The organism is Filimonas effusa (assembly GCF_004118675.1).
GTDB lineage: Bacteria > Bacteroidota > Bacteroidia > Chitinophagales > Chitinophagaceae > Filimonas > Filimonas effusa.
Genome location: NZ_SDHZ01000003.1, coordinates 135,897 through 158,299 on the forward strand (window position 1 = coordinate 135,897; position 22,403 = coordinate 158,299).

Here is a 22,403-nt window from a genome sequence, read left to right on the forward strand (position 1 = left end):
AATAAACTTATCGCATGACGGAAGAAGCCATCATTACGGGCTGCTTACAGTTTGATCCGATATCACAGAGAGCATTGTACAACAAGTACAGTCCCAAGATGCTTTCTGTGTGTTACCGTTTTGCGCACAATCGCCAGGATGCAGAAGATATGCTGCAGGAAGGTTTCATAAAAGTGTTTACGCAGATAAGCAGTTTTGAGAACAAGGGCGTATTTGAAGGTTGGGTACGCCGTATCATGGTGCATACCTGTATCAATTTCCTGAAAAAGCAAAAGAAATTCAGCGATAGCGTAGACCTGAACCAGGCAGACCAGTACATTCATGTAAGGGAGGAAGCCATTCCTGGTATTATGCAGGCCAAGCAGGTAGTGGAATGTATACGGCTGCTGCCGATAGGCTATAAGACAGTATTGAATTTATTTGCGATAGAGGGATATAGTCATAAAGAGATAGCAGAGATGCTTGATATACAGGAAAGTACCAGCCGCAGCCAGTTTACAAGGGCGCGGACGATGCTGGAAGGCATCCTTATCCGGAAAAAAATTATTGAAAATCCGGCTGGTGATGCAGCGTGGGCGTTGAATTTTAACACTTAGTATATGAACTTCTTTGAGTAAGGCCGATGCGTGATTCCCTGTATAATGACGATGATCTCGAGGCTTTCCTGCAGCAGCAGGTAAACAAGCACCGCATGTATGCCTCGGATGGTGTATGGCACTCTATACAAGATGCCTTACATGAACGCCGCCGTTGGCCTGCTTTAACCTTTATCTTCCTTTTTATTATCAGTTTACTTGTAGTGGGCACTTTGCTGGTGAAACCCGAAGAGCATCTTCGTTTTATTCAGCGGACGCCTTACCTGGCTGCGGCCCCGGCGCCTAAAGTGCAGATTGCCGACAGTACGGTGGTACCGCTGGCTGAGCGTCTTGCCACAGGCACCACCACAGAGCAAACGATCGCCTATGCGCGCCGGCGTATACAAACGGGGATTGTTCCCGTTTCGGTTCCTGTTTCCAATACGCAGCTGGCCAGTGTCATCACTCATTTTGATGTTACCGCCAATATAGTTCCGGAGCTGTTTCCGCAGCCGGGATTGCATAATATTCCTGTTTTTGTACCTGCAGACGATAGTGTTACACAGATAGCCTTAACAGGGGATGATACCCTGGATCCGTTGGGACCATTGCCGGCCCTGATACCTGTTTTAATGCAGGAGCCTGCGCTGCTCGCGCAAATGCCTGCCAGAGAAGCAGCATCCGACGATACAACAACTGCCGGCGATGCATTTACACCGGCAGAAGAAGCGCCATTGCCCGAGATAACTGTTACGAAAAGCCGCCCGGGCAGGTGGGATTTCCATTTGTATGTTTCTCCTTCGGCAAGCTTCCGTGCACTGGTAGAAGAAAAAAACACCAAAGGGCCACAGTATCTTAGTTCGCCACTGGCGCCGAATTATCTTGTAGATGTTAACAGGGTGGTACGTCATACTCCGGCACGGGGCTTTGAAATAGGATTTACAGTGGGCTATAACCTGAACCCCCAGTTTAGTTTGCGTGCAGGTTTGCAATACAACATGCGCCAGTATAATATAGAAGCCTCTGGTTATAGTTATGAGTTAACGCGTATTGCACTGAACGGACAAGATACGATCAGCACCTATACACCCTACCGTAACATAGAAGGCAACTATCCTATTATCCTGCATAACAGGTATCATGAGCTGTCGGTACCGGTAGGTATCAACTGGACTGGCTGGCGCAGGGGAAGATGGTCGTGGGGCGTGGGCACAACAGTGCAGCCTACTTATACATTCAACAAGCAGCCGTTTATCATAAGCAGTGATTTCAAGAACTATGCAAACGGCGCGATGTTAACACGCCGCTGGAACCTGAACACGAGCTTTGAGATGTTCCTGAGCTATAACACGGGTAATGTACGCTGGCAGATAGGACCGCAGTTCCGTTACCAGCAGTTCTCTTCGTTCAAAAAGGAATACCCGATCAAAGAATACCTGCTTGACTACGGCATTAAGTTTGGAATCACAACTCCTTTGTAACTTTGCTGCATGATGAAAATGGTTCGCATGCTTGTTCCCGCTTGTATGGGTATAAGCCTGATTGTTGCAATGGCCTGCAACAGCCCCGCCAAACAACCCGGAACTGTGCCGGTGTACCATAACGACAGCGTTAAGTTTTATCCTGCACAACAGTTCCTGCGATCGCAGATAGCGGCTATCAGCACTACTCCTTACTACATTTACAAGATCACTGAACATGATGGAAGGCGGGATTCCATTGCCCTGAACCGGCAGGAGTTTCTTGCAGAAACGGCCATTTTTACCAGTTTTTCGTTTGAAGACAGCACGGTTAAAAAATATTATAAAGAAACAGTTTTCGCCGATCAGAGCATCAATAGCATTACCATGGATTATACTACCCGGAATGCTGCGCTGCCGGTACAATCGGCAGTAGTGCTGCTTGATCCGGAATCACAGAAGGTAAAAAGGATAATGATGGACATATCGGAGGCAGCGGGCGACAGTGTTGTGACCCATAAACTGGTTTGGAAAACCAATGAAAGCTGCACTATTGTTACCCTTGTAGAAAGAAAAGGCGCATCCGTTTCGAGCCAGTCGGCCAGAATTGTATGGAACGGGAATTGATGAGATTTGAAATGAAGTTATGACGGCAACACAATTCCAGCAGCTAGCACATACCATACCCCTGCAACCGGGTATTTATAAATACTTTGATAACCAGGGTGAGCTATTGTATGTAGGTAAGGCGAAAAGCCTGCGTAAGCGGGTAAGTTCTTATTTCTCCAAAACGTTCACCAGTTATAAAACGCATGAGCTTGTACAGCGTATTCACCGTATAGAGTTCACGATCGTAGATTCGGAGCAGGATGCTTTCCTGCTGGAGAATTCGCTTATCAAGCAGTTTCAGCCGTTCTTTAACATCAACCTGAAAGACGATAAGACCTATCCTTATATCGTCATTAAAAAGGAGCCTTTCCCGCGGATCTTTCTTACCCGTCGTAAGATCAACGACGGCTCGGAATACCTGGGGCCGTTCACTTCGGCCGGCAAGGTGCGGGAGCTCATTAATTTCATCAGGCAATATATACCGCTGCGGACCTGCAAGCTGAATTTAAGCCAGGCTAATATTCAGAAGGGTAAGTTCAAGGTGTGCCTGGAGTATCACCTGGGTAACTGTAAGGGGCCATGCGAGGCATTGCAAACGTTGCAGGACTATGAATCGGGATTGCAGCAGATAAGGCAGATGCTTAAGGGCAACCTGCAGCCTGTGATCCAGCATTTTGAACAGGAGATGCGTGAAAAGGCAGGCAACCTTGAATTTGAGAAGGCGGAGATGGTACGTAAGAAGCTGGAGCATCTTGAAACCTACCAGGCGCGTTCGGTTATTGTAAGCAAACATCTTAATAATCTTGACGTGTTCACCTTATTGCGGGAACACGATACAGCCTATGTGAATTACCTGATGGTGCAGAATGGCACGATTGTTCAAACGCATACGGTAGAACTTGAGATAAAGCTGGAAGAAAGTGACGAGGAGGTGCTGGCGTTTGCTGTAACCAACCTGCGTGAAACGTTTAACAGCAAGGCTACAGAACTGGTACTGCCTTTTGCGCTTGAATTACCCGATACGCTGATAACGCAAACTATTCCCAAAGGCGGCGATAAGAAAAAACTGCTGGAACTATCGGCCAAGAACGTGAACTATTTCAGGGAAGAGCTAAAGAAGCGGAAGATATTGCAGCTCGAGGGTAAATCGGATATGGAGCGGAAGAAGGTATTATACCTGGTGCAGGAAGATCTTCAGTTACCGGATGTGCCTGTTCATATTGAATGTTTTGATAACTCGAACTTCCAGGGCAGTTTCCCGGTGTCGGCGATGGTGTGTTTCCGCGACGGAGTTCCCAGCAAGGGCGACTACCGCCATTACAACGTAAAAACGGTGGAAGGCATCAACGACTTTGCTACTATGAAGGAAGTTGTTTACAGGCGTTATAAGCGTCTTACTGCGGAAGGACAAAGCTTACCCCAGCTGGTGATCATCGACGGTGGTAAAGGGCAGCTTGGCGCGGCTATGGAAAGCATTCATGAGCTGGGTCTTACCGGCAGTATGACACTGGTGGGACTGGCTAAAAATGAAGAAGAGCTATTTTTCCCCGGCGACAGTGAAAGTTTGAAACTACCCTGGGACAGTGAAAGCCTGAAGCTGATACGCCGGATCCGTGACGAGGTGCATCGCTTTGGCATCACCTTTCACCGGCAGAAGCGCAGCAAGGGCACTTTTAAAAATGAACTGCAGGATATAAAAGGTATTGGTGAGCAAACCGCCACACAGCTGCTGAAAACCTTCAGATCGGTGGGTAATATCCGGGAATTGACGGAACGGGAGCTTACCCGTGAAATAGGCGCTTCGCGCGCCAGGCTGGTATGGGAATATTTTCATCCGGAGGAAGCGGGGCAGCAACCGGCGTCTATTTTACCCGGGCCCGATGATACAGCACCGGACAAGACCTGATCAAGTAAGCTTTATCGTAAAAAAATTATAACCAGCCGGAGGTGGCTTTTACAATCAAAAAAAACTATAACAAACGGGAAATGGTATAAAAAAAAGAGGGGTCTGGATAGACATCCGACCCCGTTTTAAAATCCAATATCCTATGAAAAACCGAGTCAAAGATAAGGAGATATTGATACCTTCCAAATTTTATATAAACTATTTTTTTTGCTTTAATCATAATTAAATGTTTTTGCAGCAGAACAGTAGCAATATTAAAAGCATCCGTATTTAAAGGTATTTGGTGGCCCCCATACCCAGTTTTAAAGTTCCCCCTATACCGGTTTTCTATAAAAGAAGACATCCGGTAAAGACAGTAAAAGTATCGGTAGAAATAGATACTAATTTATTTTTACTTAGAAACAGGAACTGCTAAAACGTTGCATTATGCCTTTAGCAGGTATTAGCAGCTTATCGTTCAACAGTACCTGCAGCAGTTCTAAAATTTACCACAAACGCAGCAGCATACCAAACATACAAGGTTAACCGGATACGTGCAGAAGGCACGGGTAGCATTTAAGAGCGCCATCTATTTAAGCCAGGCAATAAAAAAAGGCCGTATCGAATGATACAGCCTTTTAAAAATATTGTCCGACTATAGCGCTCTAGTAAGCCCAGAGCGATTGTTCGTAATTGAAGATCTTTTCTTTGATATTCTCGCCTTCGAGCAGCTGGAACAAAGGATCTGTGATAAAACCTTTGATATCCTTGTCGAAGGGGTTATCGAGCGTAGACTTTACGATCCTGCTGCTGAACTGCCTGTTTTCGAACAGTTCTTCCCAGGTCATACGTCCGCCGTAGTTTTTACCGTTATACACTTCGTATTTAGATAAAGCAGCCCTGAGATCGGGATAATAGATCCAGAACAGGGTGATATCATCGCCCAGATCGATACCACTGCTGGTACGTAAGCGCATCATAGGCGCTATGCCCAGGATACGAACGAACATGCGGGAAGATTCTTTATCGAAGATCCATTCTTCTTTGATCTTGAACTGGTAGATAGAGTCGATAGGAATTTGTTTGTTCCTTACTTCTCTTTTCACCACGTTACCGTTAAGGTCGGTTACATCAACGGTATCGGCGCCGGCGCTGCCTGATAAACGGGCTAATACTTCTGCTTTTGTAAGCGGGGTAGTAAACCTGTCGTCTTCGGCGGAGAAAGCGGTAACGCTATCGGGGCCGGTAATGCTATTATAGAGAATAGAGATAAAGCGCTGGTTACCGTTATCTTCATTTGCAGAGTAACGGAATGGCAGGTTTATTTTTTCCCTGGCATCGATGATACGCCATACTTTATGACGATACACCGCGTCGTCTTCACGGATATATTCATAAGTAAGCGGTGTTCTGTCTTTTACCAGGTTTCTTTCAATAGAATTGTCGTTTCGAAGGGAAGGGCGAATGGTGTCACCGATGCCGCTGCCGCCTGAGTTAGGCACTACTTCGATAGGCACGTTAACTGCAGGATCATTCGCAGGCGCTGTAGCAGCGGGGGCATTACCATATCCGCTACGTGCAGGGGTTGCAGGGGCGCCATATCCACTGGGAGCAGGTGTACCATAACCTGAAGGAGCAGGAGCAGGCGGCTTTTGTGCAGTAGTATCCTTTGCACTGGATGATCCATAGCGGCTGCGAGAGTTTCTGCGCTGGGCAGCAGCGTCCTGACTTACCACGGCCAATACAGCCAGTATCGTCAAAGGGTACACTATTTTGCTAATACTCCGTTTCATACGCTCTAAAATATTATAATATATTAATAACAGTTAAACACCAGAGGCTGCAGACTCCTGGTTTGTCCGCCAGGTCCTGTTGCCTTAATTTCATCAATTACCAGGGTAGAACCCGCCTGTAATTTATTCATGATCCTTTTGGATGCGGCATTAAAGTAAGCGCCTCCGTTTTGTTCATACATAGGAGTAGTAAAGCCTGCTCCTGTAGCATATACAACGTAGCTGGTTACATTAAATTGCACACCGTCGAATACAAAGTTTTCGAGTTCGGCACGTACCCCCTGCTGTGCTTTGATAGCATTTGTAAGTACACGGCCGCCTTTTTCCTTACCTACCATTGCAATAGGATCGGGAACAGTTTTTACGCGGAATTCGAAGTCGGTAGCTTTACCATCGGCCACCACGTGTACAGTTGCCATTCCGGGTTTGGCCGGCTTGGCAATATATTTACCTGCACCTGTTTTGTTAAGTGTACCGTTGTTGATGCTTACCTGTACTTTTTCATCGCCTACGTTACCACCGCTTACGGAGAGTTCGTTGTCAAGTGCGATATAAAGCACTTTTACCTTGTCGGCGCTAACAGATGCACCTGTAGGAGAACCAACGGTATATTGAATGTCTTTTTCAAGCACACCTTCTGTACCATCTGGTTTCTTATAGGAGATCCTCATCTTTTTAGTATAGGCACCGGCACCGCCAACAGTAGTTTTATATTCAGCCACTCCATCGGCATTCAGCGCAACAACAGCGCCGTCGACAGTTACAGTAGGTAAAGCTGCTTTACTGAAAGCACCTACGCCGCCTGTGATCACCAGTTCCTGGCCAGGCATCAGGTATTGTGAGCTCTGGCTGGCGATAGCCTGGAACTGATCGTAAACCAGTACCACTTCGCCTACTTTTTTGTGCAGGTAATCAACCACCATAGCTTCACTGTTCCTTACGTCGTTCTGAAACTTGCTGAGGATAGTGATTGCAGCGATGGTAGGGGTCATATGGAAGTAAGACTCTTCCCATTTCTGGTTCTTTTCGCCTGTTTTTGATACAGGAACAGCAAGATCCAGTGGTAAGGTATTACCGAATTCAGTTTTTAAAGAAGGATCGATAGCCAACAAGTTGTTTTTGAAATCGGTGAGTTTCTGCAGTAATTCAGGGCCTTTTTTCAAAGGTTCGCTGATAAACAACCTCGTAGGTGCGTCGATATTTTCTTCGGCAAAGATCTCTTCGCCATTTGGTCCTTTTTCCAGTTTTGATTCAACTTTCAGTTGCTGCTTGAGCGCATCGATATACTGATAAGTTTCGTCGGCCAGTTTTTTGGCGGCATCTGCTTTGGGTTTCCAAAGAGCGGCGCGTTCCCTGGTTTGTTCGTCTTTCATTTTGGCCTCGAATGACTTAAAAACGGCGTCATTCTTTTCTTCCACCATTTCGTTTGCGTGGGTAAGGCTATTATTTACAGTTTTGAAGGCGTTTAAGATTTCGGATGATACGTTCAGTGCCAGCAGTGCAGTAAGCACCAGGTACATCATGTTAATCATCTTCTGCCGTGGTTCCGCTGGTAATGACATTTTAGATTACTATTTTAAATACGGTTTAGAATTAGTGAACTAATAATGCTATTACCTTATCTGCCCTGCATAGCAGTGAGCATGTTACCATAAACCTGATTCAATCTGCCTAAGTTACCGGCGAGAGAAGCCAGTTGCTGCTGTGTGCGGAGTGCGTCGTCGGCGCTTCCGATCATAGCGTTAGAAGCTTCGTTCAGTTTACCATAGAACTGATTGAGGGCTTTCAGGTGGTTATTGCTTTCCTGCAATTCCAATTCGTAAATAGTATTTAAAGAAGACAGGTTGCGGGTAAGCACCTGTACCTGATCGTGGTAAGATTTTGTGCTGTCGGCTGCACCGTTGAAGGAAGAGAGTGCATTAGCGGTACCTATGTAGGCGTCTTTAACAGAGGCCAGAGCAGAGGTTGCTTCTTTTGTTTTCTGCGTATAATCGCCTGTAGCTGCTACTACGTCGCTGATTTCGCCCATTTTTTCAACGGTAACGCCTAACTTCTGGAAACCGGCGCTCAGTTTGGCGAGGTTAGCAGGAGTGATATCGGCTTCCTGGAGCATTTTTTCCATGCCTTTTAATGCGGGGTTGCCTTTTTCTACCACTTTTGCAGCAGGTTGAGGAGCATGCCCTGTATCGGGAGGTGGTAAGAATGCATATACGATGAAGATTAATGCTTCTGTAGTAAGACCCAGCTTTAACGCTAAGTCGGCCCACGATAAGTGGAGGATTTTGGCCATTGCGCCGAAAATTACGACTGCTGCACCCAGGCAAACGACTACGTTAACTGCTCTGTTTACTTTAGGGGATACTCCTGATGCCATAACTAAAGATGTTTTAAAAATTTCGGTCTAGTTGTGAGAGAACCTTTCGGATAAAGCCTATTTGGTCGCCAGAACTATTCAGCGTTTTGTTTATAAATAAAATAATTGGACGTTAAAACCTGGACGTTGTGTTGTGTTTTAGAATTTTATCTCCTACCCAATTGAGCAGGTAAATCAATTACGCAACGGAAACCAATGTAAGACTTAGCCGTATCCTGGTACTCGTAGCTACGGGTACTGGTCTGGAGGTAGTAGGCTACGTCTTTCCAGCTACCACCGCGTACCACCTTACGTTTCATACGTGGAGGATCGGTTTCGCTGGCGTTATACCTTACATCGGGGTTCATATCGTGCTGGAAGTTGTAAGATCCTTCGTAGAAGTAGGAAGAAGTCCATTCTGCAACGTTACCCGCCATGTTATACAGGCCAAAGTCGTTAGGCCAGTAGGCATCGGCGCGAACGGTATAGAATCCGCCATCTTCGGGGTAGTTACCGCGGCCGGGTTTGAAGTTGGCGAGCAGGCAACCTTTTTTATTCCTTGGATAGTAGTTACCCCAGGGATACATAGATTGCGTGCGTCCACCTCTTGCAGCATATTCCCATTCTGCTTCTGTAGGCAGGCGGAAATCGCTTTCCACTGCTTTCTTTCTGCGTTCCAGGAAGCTGTTCAGGTAAAAAGAGCGCCAGTGACAGAAAGCCATTGCCTGTTTCCAGTTAACACCTACTACAGGGTAGTTGCCAAAGGAAGGGTGGGCGAAATAGCGCTTCGCCATAGGCTCGTTATAAGAATAGGAGAAATCGCGCATCCATACGAGGGTATCGGGATATACCTTTTGATCGTAACGGTAGATGTATTTACCGCGTTTGCCTGCATTTTCGCGTTTAGCGGCTTCTTTCAGGTCAAAGCCCTGAACATTATAGACGATCTTTTCAGGATCGATCTCAATTTTATTGTACAATCTGTTGTCGGGAGCGAGCACCAGTTTGGTTAATTTTTCGAGTGTGCCCTTGTCGGCATATTTAATGGTACGTGCTTTAGCCCAGTCGATAGCAGTATCGTTAGCCTGACCGGTTTTAAAGTAGCCCATTTCAACAGCAGCCAGGGAATCGCGTACCCACCATACGAACTGGCGGTACTCGTTGTTGGTGATTTCAGTGGCATCCATCCAGAAGCCATTGATTGACACTTGTTTGTTACGGGCAGTGTAGTTGAAGTTTACATCTTCATCACTTGGGCCCATGTGGAAAGTTCCTGAGGGGACATATACCATTCCGAGAGGTTTACCCATGCTACCCCTGGCTCCTGGCGATATCCCGTGGAGCTGACCATCGTCGGCCACACCACTTTTTCCTTTCTTACTACAACCGCCTAAGGCGAGAGCGGCTGCGATAGTTAGCGCACTGATTGCGATCAATTGGCTTCTCATTGTTCAATAATGGTTATTGCAGGGTATTGGCGAAATATGGTTACTAATGGGGCAGAAAACGGCATTCTTATTGCTAAAGAAGCCACGATTGCCCTTCCCACCAGGCAAACAATACACTTTAAAATAAAACATATGTTCAGTCAGATATGTAAATATAGAGTTAAAGCCCATTACACCTTCAATTAATCTATTAAAAAATCGTATTTATTTTGAGGGATTGGCAAATTAGTGCTTTTCCCTTATAATCCATATTAGGTGTTTCCCTTCATTTTTTGAAGGTATTTCCCCCCGCTTTACGTTTTCGTTAACATGTTCTCTTAGAAACGTGTGGTTCCCTCGCGTTAGTATGCAACTAAATGCATTTTCTGAACAATTATCGTTACAACGCTATTAAAAGATCGTTAACCGAAACGAATGGCGCCTGGCAGGTGTAATCTTTACACAGGTAGATCCTGGTTTCTCCATTGGTTCCTTCACGGCCAGCCAGCAAAGGGTAGTTTTCGCCTGCGCCCTTGCCTTGTTGAAAGATCTTTCCCGGTATATAATGCTGCAACACCTCGTTACTAAGGGTTTCATGTTCGGGCCCTACCACTGCTATTTCCCTGAAACCCTGTGCCAGCTGCTGTATCAGCAATGCCCAGCAGCCGAAGGAACCAGGATAGCGGACAATGGTTTGCCCCAATGCTCCTACCATTTGCTGCGCCTGCTGATACCACTCGTTTTTATTATATACGACCGATAGATAAGCCAGGTTTGCCGCCATCAGGGCATTACCCGAAGGCGTAGCCCCATCGTAAACTTCCTTTTTCCTTATCACCACATCGTTCTGGTTGTGGTGGGTATAAAAGAACAGTCCACTTTCCTCATCCAGGAACCATAACTGCAGCCATTTTACGAGTGCTGCCGCTTTTTCCAGGAATCCGGTATCGCCTGTTACTTCCTGCAGCCTCAGATATGCCTGGATGAGCATGGCATAGTCGTCGAGAAAGGCAGGGATCCGCGCTTCCTTCTTCCAGCTATGTTTCCATCCGTCGGCTGTTCTGAAATGCTGTTCCAGGAAAGCCATATTCCGCAGCGCCAGTTCTCTGAAATGCGGGTTGCCGGTAGCGGCAAAAGCATCGCAGTAAGCTGTGTTCATCAGGGCATTCCAGCCCAGTAACACCTTATCATCGAGCAAAGGCCGCTGACGCTTGCCGCGCATTTCCATCAGCCGGCGATGCCATTCCTTCCTCTTCTCCTGTAACCCTTCTTCATTCAACTGCTTTTCAGCGGCAAATGCAGCCACCGATCGCGGCATCCATAATATATTGGTATGCCCTTCGTGCCAGTTACCTTCCGGAGTTACCTGATAGAGGTCGCAAAATAAGGAAGCCTCTTCACCCAAAATATCCTGTATTTCAGTGTATTGCCATGTATAAAATTTCCCTTCGACCCCTTCGCTGTCGGCATCCAGCGCACTGTAAAACGCAAATGCGGGCGACATGAGCTCTCTTTCAACAAATGCCAGCGTATGTTCTATTACTTCGCGGTAGGTAGCATCCTGTGTAAGCTGATATGCTTCGGATAGGGCGGAAACCAGCAGGGCATTGTCGTAGAGCATTTTTTCGAAGTGAGGAGCCTGCCATTCGGTGTCGGTACTATAGCGGGCAAAACCACCGCCGGCCTGGTCGTAAATGCCTCCCTGGATCATTTTATTGAGGCTTAACAAGGCCTGTTCTACTGCTTCTTGGTTTCCTGTATAGTGGTAATGCCGCAGCAGGTAACGAATTGAAAAAGTTTGCGGGAATTTGGGCGCCCGTCCAAACCCGCCCCATTCTTTATCGGCGCTGTGCAGGATCCCGTCGGCCATGAGCTGCAGGCTACCGGTGCCGATAACACCTGCTGCGTTGCCGCCTGTGAAGCGGTTTGCATTTTGGAGATGGGCTACCAGGTTTTGCGACTGGGTTTCTACCTCGCCGCGTTTGGTGCGGAAACTTTCATGCACGGCGTGGATCACTTCGCGCCAGCTTGACCTGTTAAAAGCTCTTACCGGCGGGAAATAGGTACCTCCGAAAAAAGGTTTACAATCGGGTGTAAGGAATACATTCAGCGGCCAGCCGCCTGCGCCGCTGATTGCCTGCAGTGCATCCATATATATATGGTCCAGATCGGGGCGCTCTTCACGGTCGATCTTGATATTCACAAAATACTCGTTCATGAGGGCTGCCGTGTCTTCGTTTTCGAAGCTCTCGCGCTCCATTACGTGACACCAATGGCAGGCTGCATAACCAATGCTTACCAGAATAGGCTTATCTAGCGCGCGCGCCTGCTGCAACGCCTCTTCGCCCCATGGATACCAATGAACAGGGTTATGCGCATGCTGCAGCAGGTATGGACTTGTTTCGTTTATTAGCTTGTTGGGCATGAAAGGGTACTGATTAAATGAGAAATGCTAAACACCGGGGCGGCAACAAAGTTCCGCTTCCGGCATTTAGCATTTTACGATAAAAAAATTATTCCCCGGTCTTTTAAATGTAATCTCTTCTAAAAAGCCTGCCTTTTTATAAGACGCTACTAGGCTTTAGGTACTTTCATTGTGGTAAGGTACTGATCGAGTGCCGAAACCATACTGGGCGCCTGGGGTGCAGGTGCTTTTATTTCGAGGGTAAGGCCTGCTTCTTCAACCGCTTTAGCGGTATTACTGCCAAAGGCGCCGATATGTACGCCACTGGAATTGAAGTTGGGACAGTTCTCGAACAGCGCTTTTACACCGCTGGGGGTAAAGAAACAAATGATATCATATACCTGGTTTTCGAGCACTTCTTTGGCATCGTTGCTGATAGTGCGGTACATGAATCCCATCTGGAATTCGCATTTGTTTGTTTTCAGCCAGTTTACGATCTCATTGTCCTGCTGATTTTCACTGCAAACATAAAGGAAGCGTTCGTTTTCCTTATGTTTGTTGATTACATCGAACAGGCTTTTGTTTGAGCCATCGGCGCCGTAGAAAACTTTGCGTTTCCGGTAGAGGATGAATTTCTGAAGATACAGTGCTACAGCTTCGGTAATGCAGAAATACTTGGTATCCTGCTTAATGCTGACCTTCATTTCTTCGCAGGTGCGGAAAAAATGGTCGATGGCATTACGACTGGTAAAGATGACAGCGGTAAAACTGGCAATATCTACCTTTTGTTTGCGAAATTCCCGCGCAGGGATGCCTTCCAACCGGATAAAAGGATGAAAAAACAGTTCTACGTTATACTTCCGGGCCAGCTCAAAGTAAGGAGACTTATCGCTTTCAGGCCTGGGCTGGGTGATGAGAATTCTTTTGGCACTTGCTGATTTTTTGGTGCTTAAGCTTTTAACCCCATTTTTTACCATGCTATTTCTCCCTTATGTATTTCGATTGCAAAATTAGATAGTAAAGCCTGTTTTATTGAATAGAACCTTATAAATTATTATAATAGGTAATATTTCAACACCGCAAAGGTAAATAAAAAAGTGAAATGCACTGACGCGCAGCATATCGCGGACCGCCGCCAGTGAGAGAATGTAGCGGTATAGCACCAGTAAACCCGCGATGCACAAAGAAGCTGTAAGTCCCACTACGTTTAGCTCTCCGCTCGAAAAGCTTACCAGCCAAAGCATTGGTAACAAAATAACTCCCAGCAACTTATTTACCAGAAAAACAATAAAAATATAAGTTTCAGAAGCTTCTTTTACGCGGAACACCCAGCCTGTAAAGCGCAGGAACAGGTATTTCAGGCAGTATAAAGCGATGAGCCCGGCTGTGCTATACAGCATTAATTCCCAGAAAGAAAGTGTTGTTAATTTTTTTTGTGTTACAACTACGGCTATAAATGCGGCCACCACCAGCACGAACAAAAGGTTCATGAACATTGAAGGCAGCAGGTTTTGCGCCAGTTGTTCCCTGGTTTGTTTTTGCCTGAATGATGTTTGAAACAACATTTTAAATACCTGTTGAAAGTATTTAGGGAAAGTGGCTTTTATGAAAGCCAGGAACAGCACCAGCCCTGCCAGCAGATAAAAAAGGTAATCGGTAGATTCTCTTACCCAGTAAGAAGTGATCATGTAGGCCGGCTTTTCTTGAGCAGGCAGGTATTTTACGTTAAGCGCCCGGCGGAACAATGTATCTTCCTGCCAGGTCAGTTTTTTTATGGGTGCTGGCTTTGCCGCTGTTACCAGGGCTACTGTATCGCGGGCAGCACGAAGCATGGCCATAGAATCGGCTCTTAGTTTGCCGGCGCTATCCGTGATAATACCGGCGCTGCCCGGCCTTTGTGCCTGTGCAGGTTGTATTGCCTGTGTATTGGCGGCGGCTGCGTTTCTGCCTGCAACTGTTGCTCCTGCTGCCGGTGGCGCTGTGCTGCGCGCTGCCGGTACACTATTCCCGGTTCCCGGTGTTGCAGCTCTTGCAGGCGCTACTGCACGTGTACCTGTAGCACGGGTAGCAGTATCTCTTGGTGGTGTTACCGAGGCCCTGCGGACAGCTGGCTTATTGGTATCCCCGGGCTTTGCCTGTGCAGGCACCTGTCTTATAACACGCTTCCGTACCGTATCGGACTGCGCCGTAAGTGTAAAACAGGCCAATAAGAAAGATATTAAGAAAAAAGGCTTTAGCATGAGTGAGCAAAGATAGAGAGTAGATAGCAGAAGACAGATGGTAGATGGTAGAATTATGTATTACTTTGCTTTAATGATCTACATCCACATACCGTTTTGCAGGAAAGCCTGTCACTATTGCAACTTTCACTTTTCTACCAATCTGAAAACGATGGATGCCGTTATTGCGGCTATTGAATGGGAACTGGTATTGCGGAAAGACTATGTACAGGGAGAGATCAATTCTGTTTATTTTGGCGGCGGCACACCTTCTATTCTACCGCCGGGTACCATTCAGCGGCTGATGGACCGGATAAGACAGACCTTTAATGTAGTGCCGGATGCTGAAATAACGCTGGAAACCAATCCTGATGATATTACTGCCGATCAACTGGAATTATGGAAACAGGCTGGTATAAACCGGCTAAGCATAGGGATCCAGTCGTTTTTTGAAGAAGACCTGGTGTGGATGAACAGGGCTCATAATGCGCTTCAGGCCAGGCAGGCAATAGAACTGGCGCAGCAGGCAGGATTCTTTAATATTACCATTGACCTTATTTACGGCGGCCCTACGCTTCCGGATGAACATTGGCGCGAGAATGTTGCTACGGCAGTAGCATTGAACATTCCGCATCTTTCGTGTTATGCATTGACTGTGGAGCCACAGACGGCACTGGATAAGATGATCATTCAGCATAAAAAGGAAGAGGTGGACCCGGACAAACAAAGCCGTCATTTTGAGCTGCTGATGTTATGGGCTGCGGAGGCCGGATATGAACACTACGAGATCTCGAACTTTGCAAAGCCAGGGTATCGCAGCCGGCATAACAGCAGCTATTGGGCAGGCACCCCTTACCTGGGGGTAGGCCCGGGTGCTCATTCGTTTAACGGCAGCAGCCGGCAGTGGAATGTTTCGAACAATACACTCTATTATAAGCGTATCGGGCAACAGCAATTGCCTTTTGAAATAGAATACCTGACGCCGGAACAGCAGGTAAATGAGTATATTATGACAAGCCTGCGTACCATTGAAGGGCTTGATACCAGCAAACTATCGCCGGCAGAGGCGGAAAGGGTAAACCAGCTGGCGGAAAAATATATTCGAACCAATGCGCTGACACGCAATGGCAGCTGCCTGGTACTTACCAATGCAGGAAGGCTATTGGCCGATGGTATCGCTGCCGACCTGTTTTGTTAGAACTGTCACCGGCGGGATAAGGCTGTTTTACCGCTATGATGCTATACCAGCCTGCTTTCTATTTTACGGAAACCCTCCCCTGCGGGCAGTTGTTCCCATAAGATCTCGTAAACGGTGGCGGCGATAGGCATTTCTACGCCGAAGTCTATATTTTTCTGGTGAACGCAGCGGCTGGCATTATATCCCTCGGCCACCATATTCAGTTCAAGCATGGCCGCCTTCACCGAATATCCTTTGCCGATCATATTACCAAAGGTGCGGTTACGGCTGTAAAGCGAATAACAGGTAACCAAAAGGTCGCCCAGGTATACAGATGCGGAGTAATTAAGGTTATCTGTAGCCTCGGTTCCGGGCAGGTGGGCCATAGAGCCCTGTAAAAAGCGTCCCATTTCCCGTGCGGCGTTGGCGATATAAACGCTCAGGAAGTTATCGCCATATTCCAACCCGTGTGCGATACCGGCACCCAGGGCGTAGATATTTTTCAGCACTGCTGCATATTGCACCCCTACCACATCCTGGTTGACGACGGTGTTGATGTATTCGCAATGAAAGCAGTCGGCAATCCGGCGGGTCAATTCTTCATCGAGGCCTGAGAAGGTAAGGTAAGACAACTTTTCGGCTGCCACTTCCTCGGCATGACAGGGGCCCAGCAGGGCGCAATAGTCGCTGAGGTCGAGTGCAAATGCATCGAGGAGATATTCATGAAGCAGTTGGTTACAGTCGGGCAAAATGCCTTTTACCGCTGAAACCACTTTTTTCCCTTTGAAAGCATCTGCCGGCAGGCCCGACAATACGTCTTTGATAAAAGCCGAGGGGACGGCTATGACCACTACGTCGGAATCGGCCACCACCTGCCTGATGTCGTCGGACATGTTCAGCAGGCTATTATCGAAATAAGCCGAGTGCAGGTAATGCGGGTTATGGCGGCGTTGCCGGATATACCGGATATTTTCCTCGCTTCTTACCCACCAACTAATACGATGATTCCCGTCTGTCAGGATTTTTGCAAGAGCGGTAGCCCAGCTTCCGCTTCCTATTATTCCAAACTGCATGACACGCCTGTTTATAATCAATATAATCCGGCGGCAAACTTACGGTTTTAGTTGGAAGGATGCGGATCCCTTAATTTTTCTTGAAGTTTTTAGTAAGCTCGTCTTTAGAAACCACCTTTACCAGGGTGCCGTCTTTCAGCTGCTTGCTCACCACGTCGTAAGGTCCGGTGATCACTTCTTCTCCCCCATTTAACCCGGATTTGATCTCAATATTATTGATATCCTGGATACCTGTGGTTACCACTACTTTTTTCACTTTTCCATCGGGTTGCCTTACAAATACCACTTCCTGCAAATCGTCGCCATCATTACCTGTTTTAGGCTGATTGTCGGCGGTAGCATCTTTCTTTTCTTCTTCTTTCTTTTTATCGGATTTTTTGTTATCACCTTCCTTCGCATCGTTCTTATCGCGGGTGGTCACGGCATTTAACGGCACAGATAATACACCGGCATGCGTGCTGGTTTGTATATCGGCGCTGCCGGTCATATTCGGGCGGAAAGGGAAAGCATGTCCTTTCGCCAGCAGGTCGCGGTAACTATCGGGGAATAAACGGATATGCACCTGGTAGTTGGTAATTGTGGTAGAAGCGTTGCTGGAACTGGTGGTAGCCGCGGTGGAGGGGTTTGCGATCTTGTATACGCGTCCTTTGAATTTGCGATTGTTATAGGCATCTACTTCAACAATGGCGCTGTCTCCGATCTTCACCTTGGGGATATCGCTTTCAGACACATCTACCTGAACTTCTATGCTATTGAGGTCGGCCACGCGCATCATTTCTGTACCTGTCATTTGCGCGGTGCCCACCACTCTTTCTCCTTTTTTCACGAGCAGGAGGCTTATCACGCCATCCATGGGCGCCACGATGGTGGTGCGGCTGATGTCTTTATTGGCGCGGGTGAGGTTGGCAACTGCACCTTTAACACTTGCCTGGTTGGCATTGATGTTATCCTGTGCTGCCTTATAATTAGCCTGTGCTGCATAATAAGCCTGTGTTGCCTGTTCGAATTCAGAGGCAGAAATGACCTTTTGTTCTACAAGTGTTTTCTGACGCTTATAGGCGGCCTCTGTTTGATCGAGGGTAGCTTTTAAGCCCGCAAGCTGCGCCCTGGCGTTAGATACCTGCGCTTCGTTCTGGGCTACCACAGCGGCAGCCTGATCGCGCTGAGACGCATAAATATCGGCATAGATCTTCGCAAGCACCTGGCCTTTACGAACTGTATCGCCTTCGGCAACATTCAGCTCTACTATTTCTCCGGAGATATCGGAACTGATCTTTACTTCTACTTCGGGATATATTTTACCACTGGCAGTTACAACTTCCGTGATATCGCGTTTGGCAGCTTTTTCTGCCGTCACGCGGGTGCCTTCTTCTTTGCCGATAACACCTGCTTTCTTGAGCACCACCAACAACACGATCAGCAGTACCAGTATAATAAGAATCCATTTAAGTTTCTTGCTCATAAATGCAACGTTTGAATAGCTTGTTAACGCTTAATAGCTGGTTTATAATTTCATTCCCTGTCCTTTGTAAAACTCCAGCAACTTCATCCGGAAGACATATTCATACCGGTTTGTAAGCTGTTGCAGCTTTGCTTTTAACAGGTTGTTCTGGTTGGTAAGGAGGTCTATTGAACTCAACAGCCCTACCTGGTATCTTTTGAAAGCAAAGTCGTAAGCTTTTTGTGCCGAGGTAACGCTGCGTTCTCCTGCATAATATTTCTGCATTGCCGAAGTAGCGTCGATATAAGCTTTATAGATGCTCTGTTTAAGATCGAGAGTCGCCTGGTCTTGCTGCAACTGTAAAGTTTGCAGGTTTAGTTTCGACTGTTGGTAGTTTACGCGGCTGGTATTACCTGCGCTGAAGATAGGAACAGTTAAAGTAAGCCCTACCGACTGTCTGAAGTTTTCATTTAACTGGGAACCATATTGCGACCACCAGCGGTTGAAAGATTTGTTGTGATACTGGTAAGTGGCAGTTTGATTGTAGATCTTATATTCTTCGCCATTTGTATTTCGTGCCACAATACCTTCGGCGAGCGTATACCCTGTGGGTGTAATTGTTCTGGGGTCTACCTCGCGGAGTGCATTTGAGAACTGCGAATTAAGATTATATCCAAATGACAAGCGGGGATACAGGAGCGCTTTATTTGCCTGAATGGTATTTTCTGCGCCTTTGATCTTGAGCTCATTTACTTTCAATATAGGTTGATTGGCCTGTGCCAGCTGGAATACGGCATCGGGCTGCAAATCGGCGAGGCTTTCGAGTGGAATTTGCTCTATCGGCGGCGTATCGAGTTCAAAAGGAGCGCCTGCATCGATATTTAACAGTCCTTTCAGCGAGAGTACATTTTGTTGAAAAGTAGCTCTTGCGGTGATTAAACCTGCGCTGTCTGTTGCGAGCTGCGATTCTATTTCGGCGAGGTTCAGTTCGGGTAAAGCACCGGCTTCAACACGGCTTTTCGTGTCTTTGAACTGTGCGAGGTCCTGATCGATCTGAACTTCGGAAATATGGATCTGCTCATTTGCTGCGAGTACCTGCAGGTAGTAGGTAGCGACATTAATAGAAATATCGTTTGCCGCCCTGGCAACATCTTTTAAAGCTGCTTCCGCATTAAAACGTGCCGCATTCACTGCTTTCTTTAACTGACCAAAACCAAATATCTGCACATCGCCCTGTATTCCCATATTCTGGTACAATAACTGGGTGGTAGTGAACTGGTTGGTAGTGGGATCGATAGAACGTCCGAACTGCGTGCCGAGGGTAGAGCCAAAGCCAATACTTGGGATCTGGTTCATTTTGGCCTGGTGCAACTGCAGTGCGGCAATCCGCGCCTGAACATCGGCTTGTTTTACGGAAATATTGTTTTTAACGGCATAATCCACACACCGGCGCAGATCCCATTTATCCTGTGCCTGCGCCAGAAAGGGCAGTGCAACGATAAACATTAGTATAAAACGTTTTCCCATGAAACAAAAATAACCGAATCAGGACTTCATTTTTCAAAATTTGATGAGCGGAGCCCGCAACGGTTAAAAGGAAGATGAGGCACAATGATTGCAGGTATTGCTACTATAAAAGTATAACCTTATGAACACATTTTCCATTTCCTGGCAAAACCAGACAATTGAAGTCACCCAGCAAGACAAAAAGCATTTTTCGGTAAAACTGCCTCAACAAACGTTACAACTTGAATTGAGACAGGATAATGAAGGTGCCAATCACTGGTTTGAAGCCGGCACCGACAATGCTACCGAAACATCTGCCGAACTTGGGGTAGCAATAGAAGCGGCTCTTTCAGATAAATAAATACCGAGTAAACTTTTCATTGCCTGAACAGTCGAACAGGGAAAGCATAAACTCTCTTTATGAAAACTGTGTACCGGTTTACCGGGATAGTAATTATTATTACTGTCTTCGGCGTTGTATTGTCTTCTTTTGGCGGCAACGACAAAGAGACAGATGCGGCAAAGTTTCCCTATAAACAAGCTGGTCTCACGCGTGAGCAGGCAGCAGCACACCTGTTAAGCAGGTTTACTTATGGTGCACAGCCCGGGCAGGTACAAGCTGTAGCGGCGATGGGACTTGAAAACTGGTTTCGCGGGCAGTTGAAAGCCGATTTAAACGACGACAGTCTTAATCAGCTACTCAGCAAATACGATCTTCTTAGCCTGAGCAATGCCGAGATAGTGAATATTGTACCCCGCGGTGGTGCCTTACCCAGGCTTGCGGTACGAGACGGATTCATTGATAAAGATTCTATAGGTTCGAACAGGAAAGAGATCCGTGAGGTGCTGCGAACTTATATGGAAGTAAAGGGCCTGCGTAATCCGCAAAGCCTGATAGAGCAGTTCACCAATCAGAAAATACTGCGGGCGGCTTATTCTCAAAACCAGTTGCAGGAGGTACTTACGGAATTCTGGTTTAACCATTTCAACGTTTCGTTCACCAAAGGAGAGTGTGTTCAATATATACCGGCCTATGAACGGGATGCGATACGCCCTAATGCAACGGGTAATTTTGAAGCCCTGCTGTTAGCCACTGCCCAGTCGCCGGCGATGCTTGCCTACCTCGACAACTCGAGCAGTACCGGCGATCCTGACAGCATCATGCCGGTTGCGGCTTCCAATGCGGCAATGCAGCCCAATATGGGCAACGGTGCCAAACGTAATTTAAACAGTCAGAGGGCCAACAATAATACGCCGCAGCGCGGAAACAACATGCCACCAGCCACCATGCAGGCAAACGGAAATGCCATGCAAACCAGTGGAAACATGGCCCCCAGGCCCGCCGCACCGAAACAACAAAAACGAAAAGGGGGCGGTCTCAATGAAAACTACGCCCGTGAGATCATGGAACTGCATACGCTTGGCGTGGATGGCGGTTATACCCAGCAGGATGTAACACAGGCAGCCCGCGTACTTACAGGCTGGACCATTTATCCTATAGATACATTACTTGGACCCAACAATTTCCGCGTTTCACTTGAAAAACTTGGCGCAGAAAAGATGGCAGAACGTGGTTATGTGCATTACGGAGATTTTCTTTTTGTGCCATCGCGCCACGATAACAGGCCAAAAACTGTACTGGGTACACATTTCGATAGTCTGGGCGGGTATAATGAAGGTCGCAAGCTATTGCATTTACTTGCAACACAGGACGCTACCGCCAGATTCATTTGCACTAAACTGGCTATACGTTTTGTAAGTGATAATCCGCCGCAAAGCCTTGTCAATAAAATGGCAACCACTTTTAAAAATAAAAAAGGCGATATCAAACAAGTGCTGATAACAATGGTTACTGCTCCTGAGTTCTGGAGCAAAGATGCGCTGAGAGAGAAAACGAAGTCGCCTTTTGAGCTTGCCATGAGTAGTGTAAGAGCATTGAAGGCCGATATACAACAACCCAATCAGCTTTATACATGGATCAACAGAATGGGACAGCGGATGTATTATTACCAGGCGCCTACAGGGTTTCCTGACAAGGGGCAGTTCTGGATCAATACCGGCTCCCTTTTAAGCCGTATGAACTTTGGGCTGGCATTAGCCTCGCAACGTATTCCGGGCATCAGCTTTAACCTGCTGGCCCTTAACAATAATCATGAACCTGAAAGTACGGAAGCCGCCCTTGTTACTTACAGCAGGCTTTTTTTACCCGGAAGGGACCTTTCTAAAACTATTAAACAACTGACTCCGCTGCTCAACGACCCTCATCTGCAACAAAAGGTAGAAACCGCTGCCGGGAAAACACCTCCACCTGTAAAAGCAGGTAATACCAACCGCGTAGCCATGAAACCTGCCATGGACACAACAGCTGAAACACCGCCACTGGCGAAAAATTCAGCCTTACCTGCCAGCCAGTCTGTAAGGTATATGTTGCCCCAGGTAACCGGTATCATCATTGGCTCACCGGAATTCCAGAGAAAATAA

Annotated in this window: 17 protein-coding genes; 7 read left to right on the top strand and 10 right to left on the bottom strand. The window is 47.0% G+C overall.

Features of this window, described 5'->3' with window-relative positions; translation table 11 throughout:
* Positions 1 to 14: 14 nt before the first annotated feature.
* Genes ESB13_RS18465 through uvrC form a run of 4 tightly spaced genes read left to right on the top strand, consistent with a single transcriptional unit; the run spans position 15 to position 4,550 of the window.
* Positions 15 to 596 (top strand): RNA polymerase sigma factor, encoded by a 582-nt coding sequence (locus tag ESB13_RS18465; RefSeq protein WP_129005170.1) that lies wholly within the window; start codon positions 15 to 17, stop codon positions 594 to 596.
* Positions 597 to 622: 26 nt separating this feature from the next.
* Positions 623 to 2,056: a porin family protein gene (locus ESB13_RS18470; protein ID WP_129005171.1), complete on the top strand. Its 1,434-nt coding sequence runs from the start codon at positions 623 to 625 to the stop codon at positions 2,054 to 2,056.
* A 9-nt stretch (positions 2,057 to 2,065) separates the two neighbouring features.
* Positions 2,066 to 2,662 (top strand): hypothetical protein, encoded by a 597-nt coding sequence (locus tag ESB13_RS18475; protein ID WP_129005172.1) that lies wholly within the window; start codon positions 2,066 to 2,068, stop codon positions 2,660 to 2,662.
* A gap of 19 nt (positions 2,663 to 2,681) precedes the next feature.
* Positions 2,682 to 4,550, top strand: coding sequence for an excinuclease ABC subunit UvrC (uvrC, locus tag ESB13_RS18480; RefSeq protein WP_129005173.1), 1,869 nt, complete (start codon positions 2,682 to 2,684; stop codon positions 4,548 to 4,550).
* 644 nt (positions 4,551 to 5,194) lie between these two features.
* Here uvrC and porN read toward each other — a convergent pair.
* The 7 genes from porN to ESB13_RS18515 form a co-directional block, all read right to left on the bottom strand.
* Positions 5,195 to 6,322: a type IX secretion system ring subunit PorN/GldN gene (gene porN / locus ESB13_RS18485; RefSeq protein WP_129005174.1), complete on the bottom strand. Its 1,128-nt coding sequence runs from the start codon at positions 6,320 to 6,322 to the stop codon at positions 5,195 to 5,197.
* Positions 6,323 to 6,345: 23 nt separating this feature from the next.
* On the bottom strand, positions 6,346 to 7,884 hold the full coding sequence (gene porM / locus ESB13_RS18490; RefSeq protein ID WP_129005175.1) for a type IX secretion system motor protein PorM/GldM: 1,539 nt from the start codon (positions 7,882 to 7,884) through the stop codon (positions 6,346 to 6,348).
* A gap of 56 nt (positions 7,885 to 7,940) precedes the next feature.
* Positions 7,941 to 8,696: a type IX secretion system motor protein PorL/GldL gene (gene porL / locus ESB13_RS18495; RefSeq protein WP_129005176.1), complete on the bottom strand. Its 756-nt coding sequence runs from the start codon at positions 8,694 to 8,696 to the stop codon at positions 7,941 to 7,943.
* A gap of 146 nt (positions 8,697 to 8,842) precedes the next feature.
* The gene (gene porK, locus ESB13_RS18500) at positions 8,843 to 10,123 is read right to left on the bottom strand and encodes a T9SS ring complex lipoprotein PorK/GldK (RefSeq protein WP_129005177.1); all 1,281 of its coding nucleotides are present in this window, start codon (positions 10,121 to 10,123) and stop codon (positions 8,843 to 8,845) included.
* A 379-nt stretch (positions 10,124 to 10,502) separates the two neighbouring features.
* Positions 10,503 to 12,527, bottom strand: a complete 2,025-nt coding sequence (locus ESB13_RS18505; protein WP_129005178.1) for a thioredoxin domain-containing protein — start codon at positions 12,525 to 12,527, stop codon at positions 10,503 to 10,505.
* A gap of 149 nt (positions 12,528 to 12,676) precedes the next feature.
* Complete coding sequence (locus tag ESB13_RS18510) at positions 12,677 to 13,483, bottom strand: uroporphyrinogen-III synthase (protein WP_129005179.1); 807 nt, start codon at positions 13,481 to 13,483, stop codon at positions 12,677 to 12,679.
* Between the two features lie 33 nt (positions 13,484 to 13,516).
* Positions 13,517 to 14,713, bottom strand: coding sequence for a DUF4271 domain-containing protein (locus ESB13_RS18515; RefSeq protein ID WP_164974274.1), 1,197 nt, complete (start codon positions 14,711 to 14,713; stop codon positions 13,517 to 13,519).
* 106 nt (positions 14,714 to 14,819) lie between these two features.
* Between ESB13_RS18515 and hemW the strand changes: the two genes are divergently transcribed.
* Positions 14,820 to 15,923, top strand: a complete 1,104-nt coding sequence (hemW, locus tag ESB13_RS18520; protein ID WP_129005181.1) for a radical SAM family heme chaperone HemW — start codon at positions 14,820 to 14,822, stop codon at positions 15,921 to 15,923.
* Positions 15,924 to 15,964: 41 nt separating this feature from the next.
* Here hemW and ESB13_RS18525 read toward each other — a convergent pair whose 3' ends face one another.
* The 3 genes from ESB13_RS18525 to ESB13_RS18535 form a co-directional block, all read right to left on the bottom strand.
* The gene (locus tag ESB13_RS18525) at positions 15,965 to 16,975 is read right to left on the bottom strand and encodes an NAD(P)H-dependent glycerol-3-phosphate dehydrogenase (protein WP_129005182.1); all 1,011 of its coding nucleotides are present in this window, start codon (positions 16,973 to 16,975) and stop codon (positions 15,965 to 15,967) included.
* 70 nt (positions 16,976 to 17,045) lie between these two features.
* Positions 17,046 to 18,437: an efflux RND transporter periplasmic adaptor subunit gene (locus tag ESB13_RS18530; RefSeq protein ID WP_129005183.1), complete on the bottom strand. Its 1,392-nt coding sequence runs from the start codon at positions 18,435 to 18,437 to the stop codon at positions 17,046 to 17,048.
* A gap of 42 nt (positions 18,438 to 18,479) precedes the next feature.
* Positions 18,480 to 19,943 carry a TolC family protein gene (locus ESB13_RS18535; protein ID WP_129005184.1) on the bottom strand — a complete coding sequence of 488 codons (1,464 nt, stop codon included), beginning with the start codon at positions 19,941 to 19,943 and terminating at the stop codon, positions 18,480 to 18,482.
* A gap of 121 nt (positions 19,944 to 20,064) precedes the next feature.
* On the opposite strand from ESB13_RS18535, the gene ESB13_RS18540 reads away from it, so the two are divergent.
* Together ESB13_RS18540 and ESB13_RS18545 are read left to right on the top strand one after the other, a co-directional pair.
* Positions 20,065 to 20,283, top strand: a complete 219-nt coding sequence (locus ESB13_RS18540) for a hypothetical protein (RefSeq protein WP_129005185.1) — start codon at positions 20,065 to 20,067, stop codon at positions 20,281 to 20,283.
* Positions 20,284 to 20,342: 59 nt separating this feature from the next.
* Entirely contained in the window at positions 20,343 to 22,403 is a 2,061-nt protein-coding gene (locus ESB13_RS18545) for a DUF1800 domain-containing protein (protein WP_129005186.1), read from the top strand.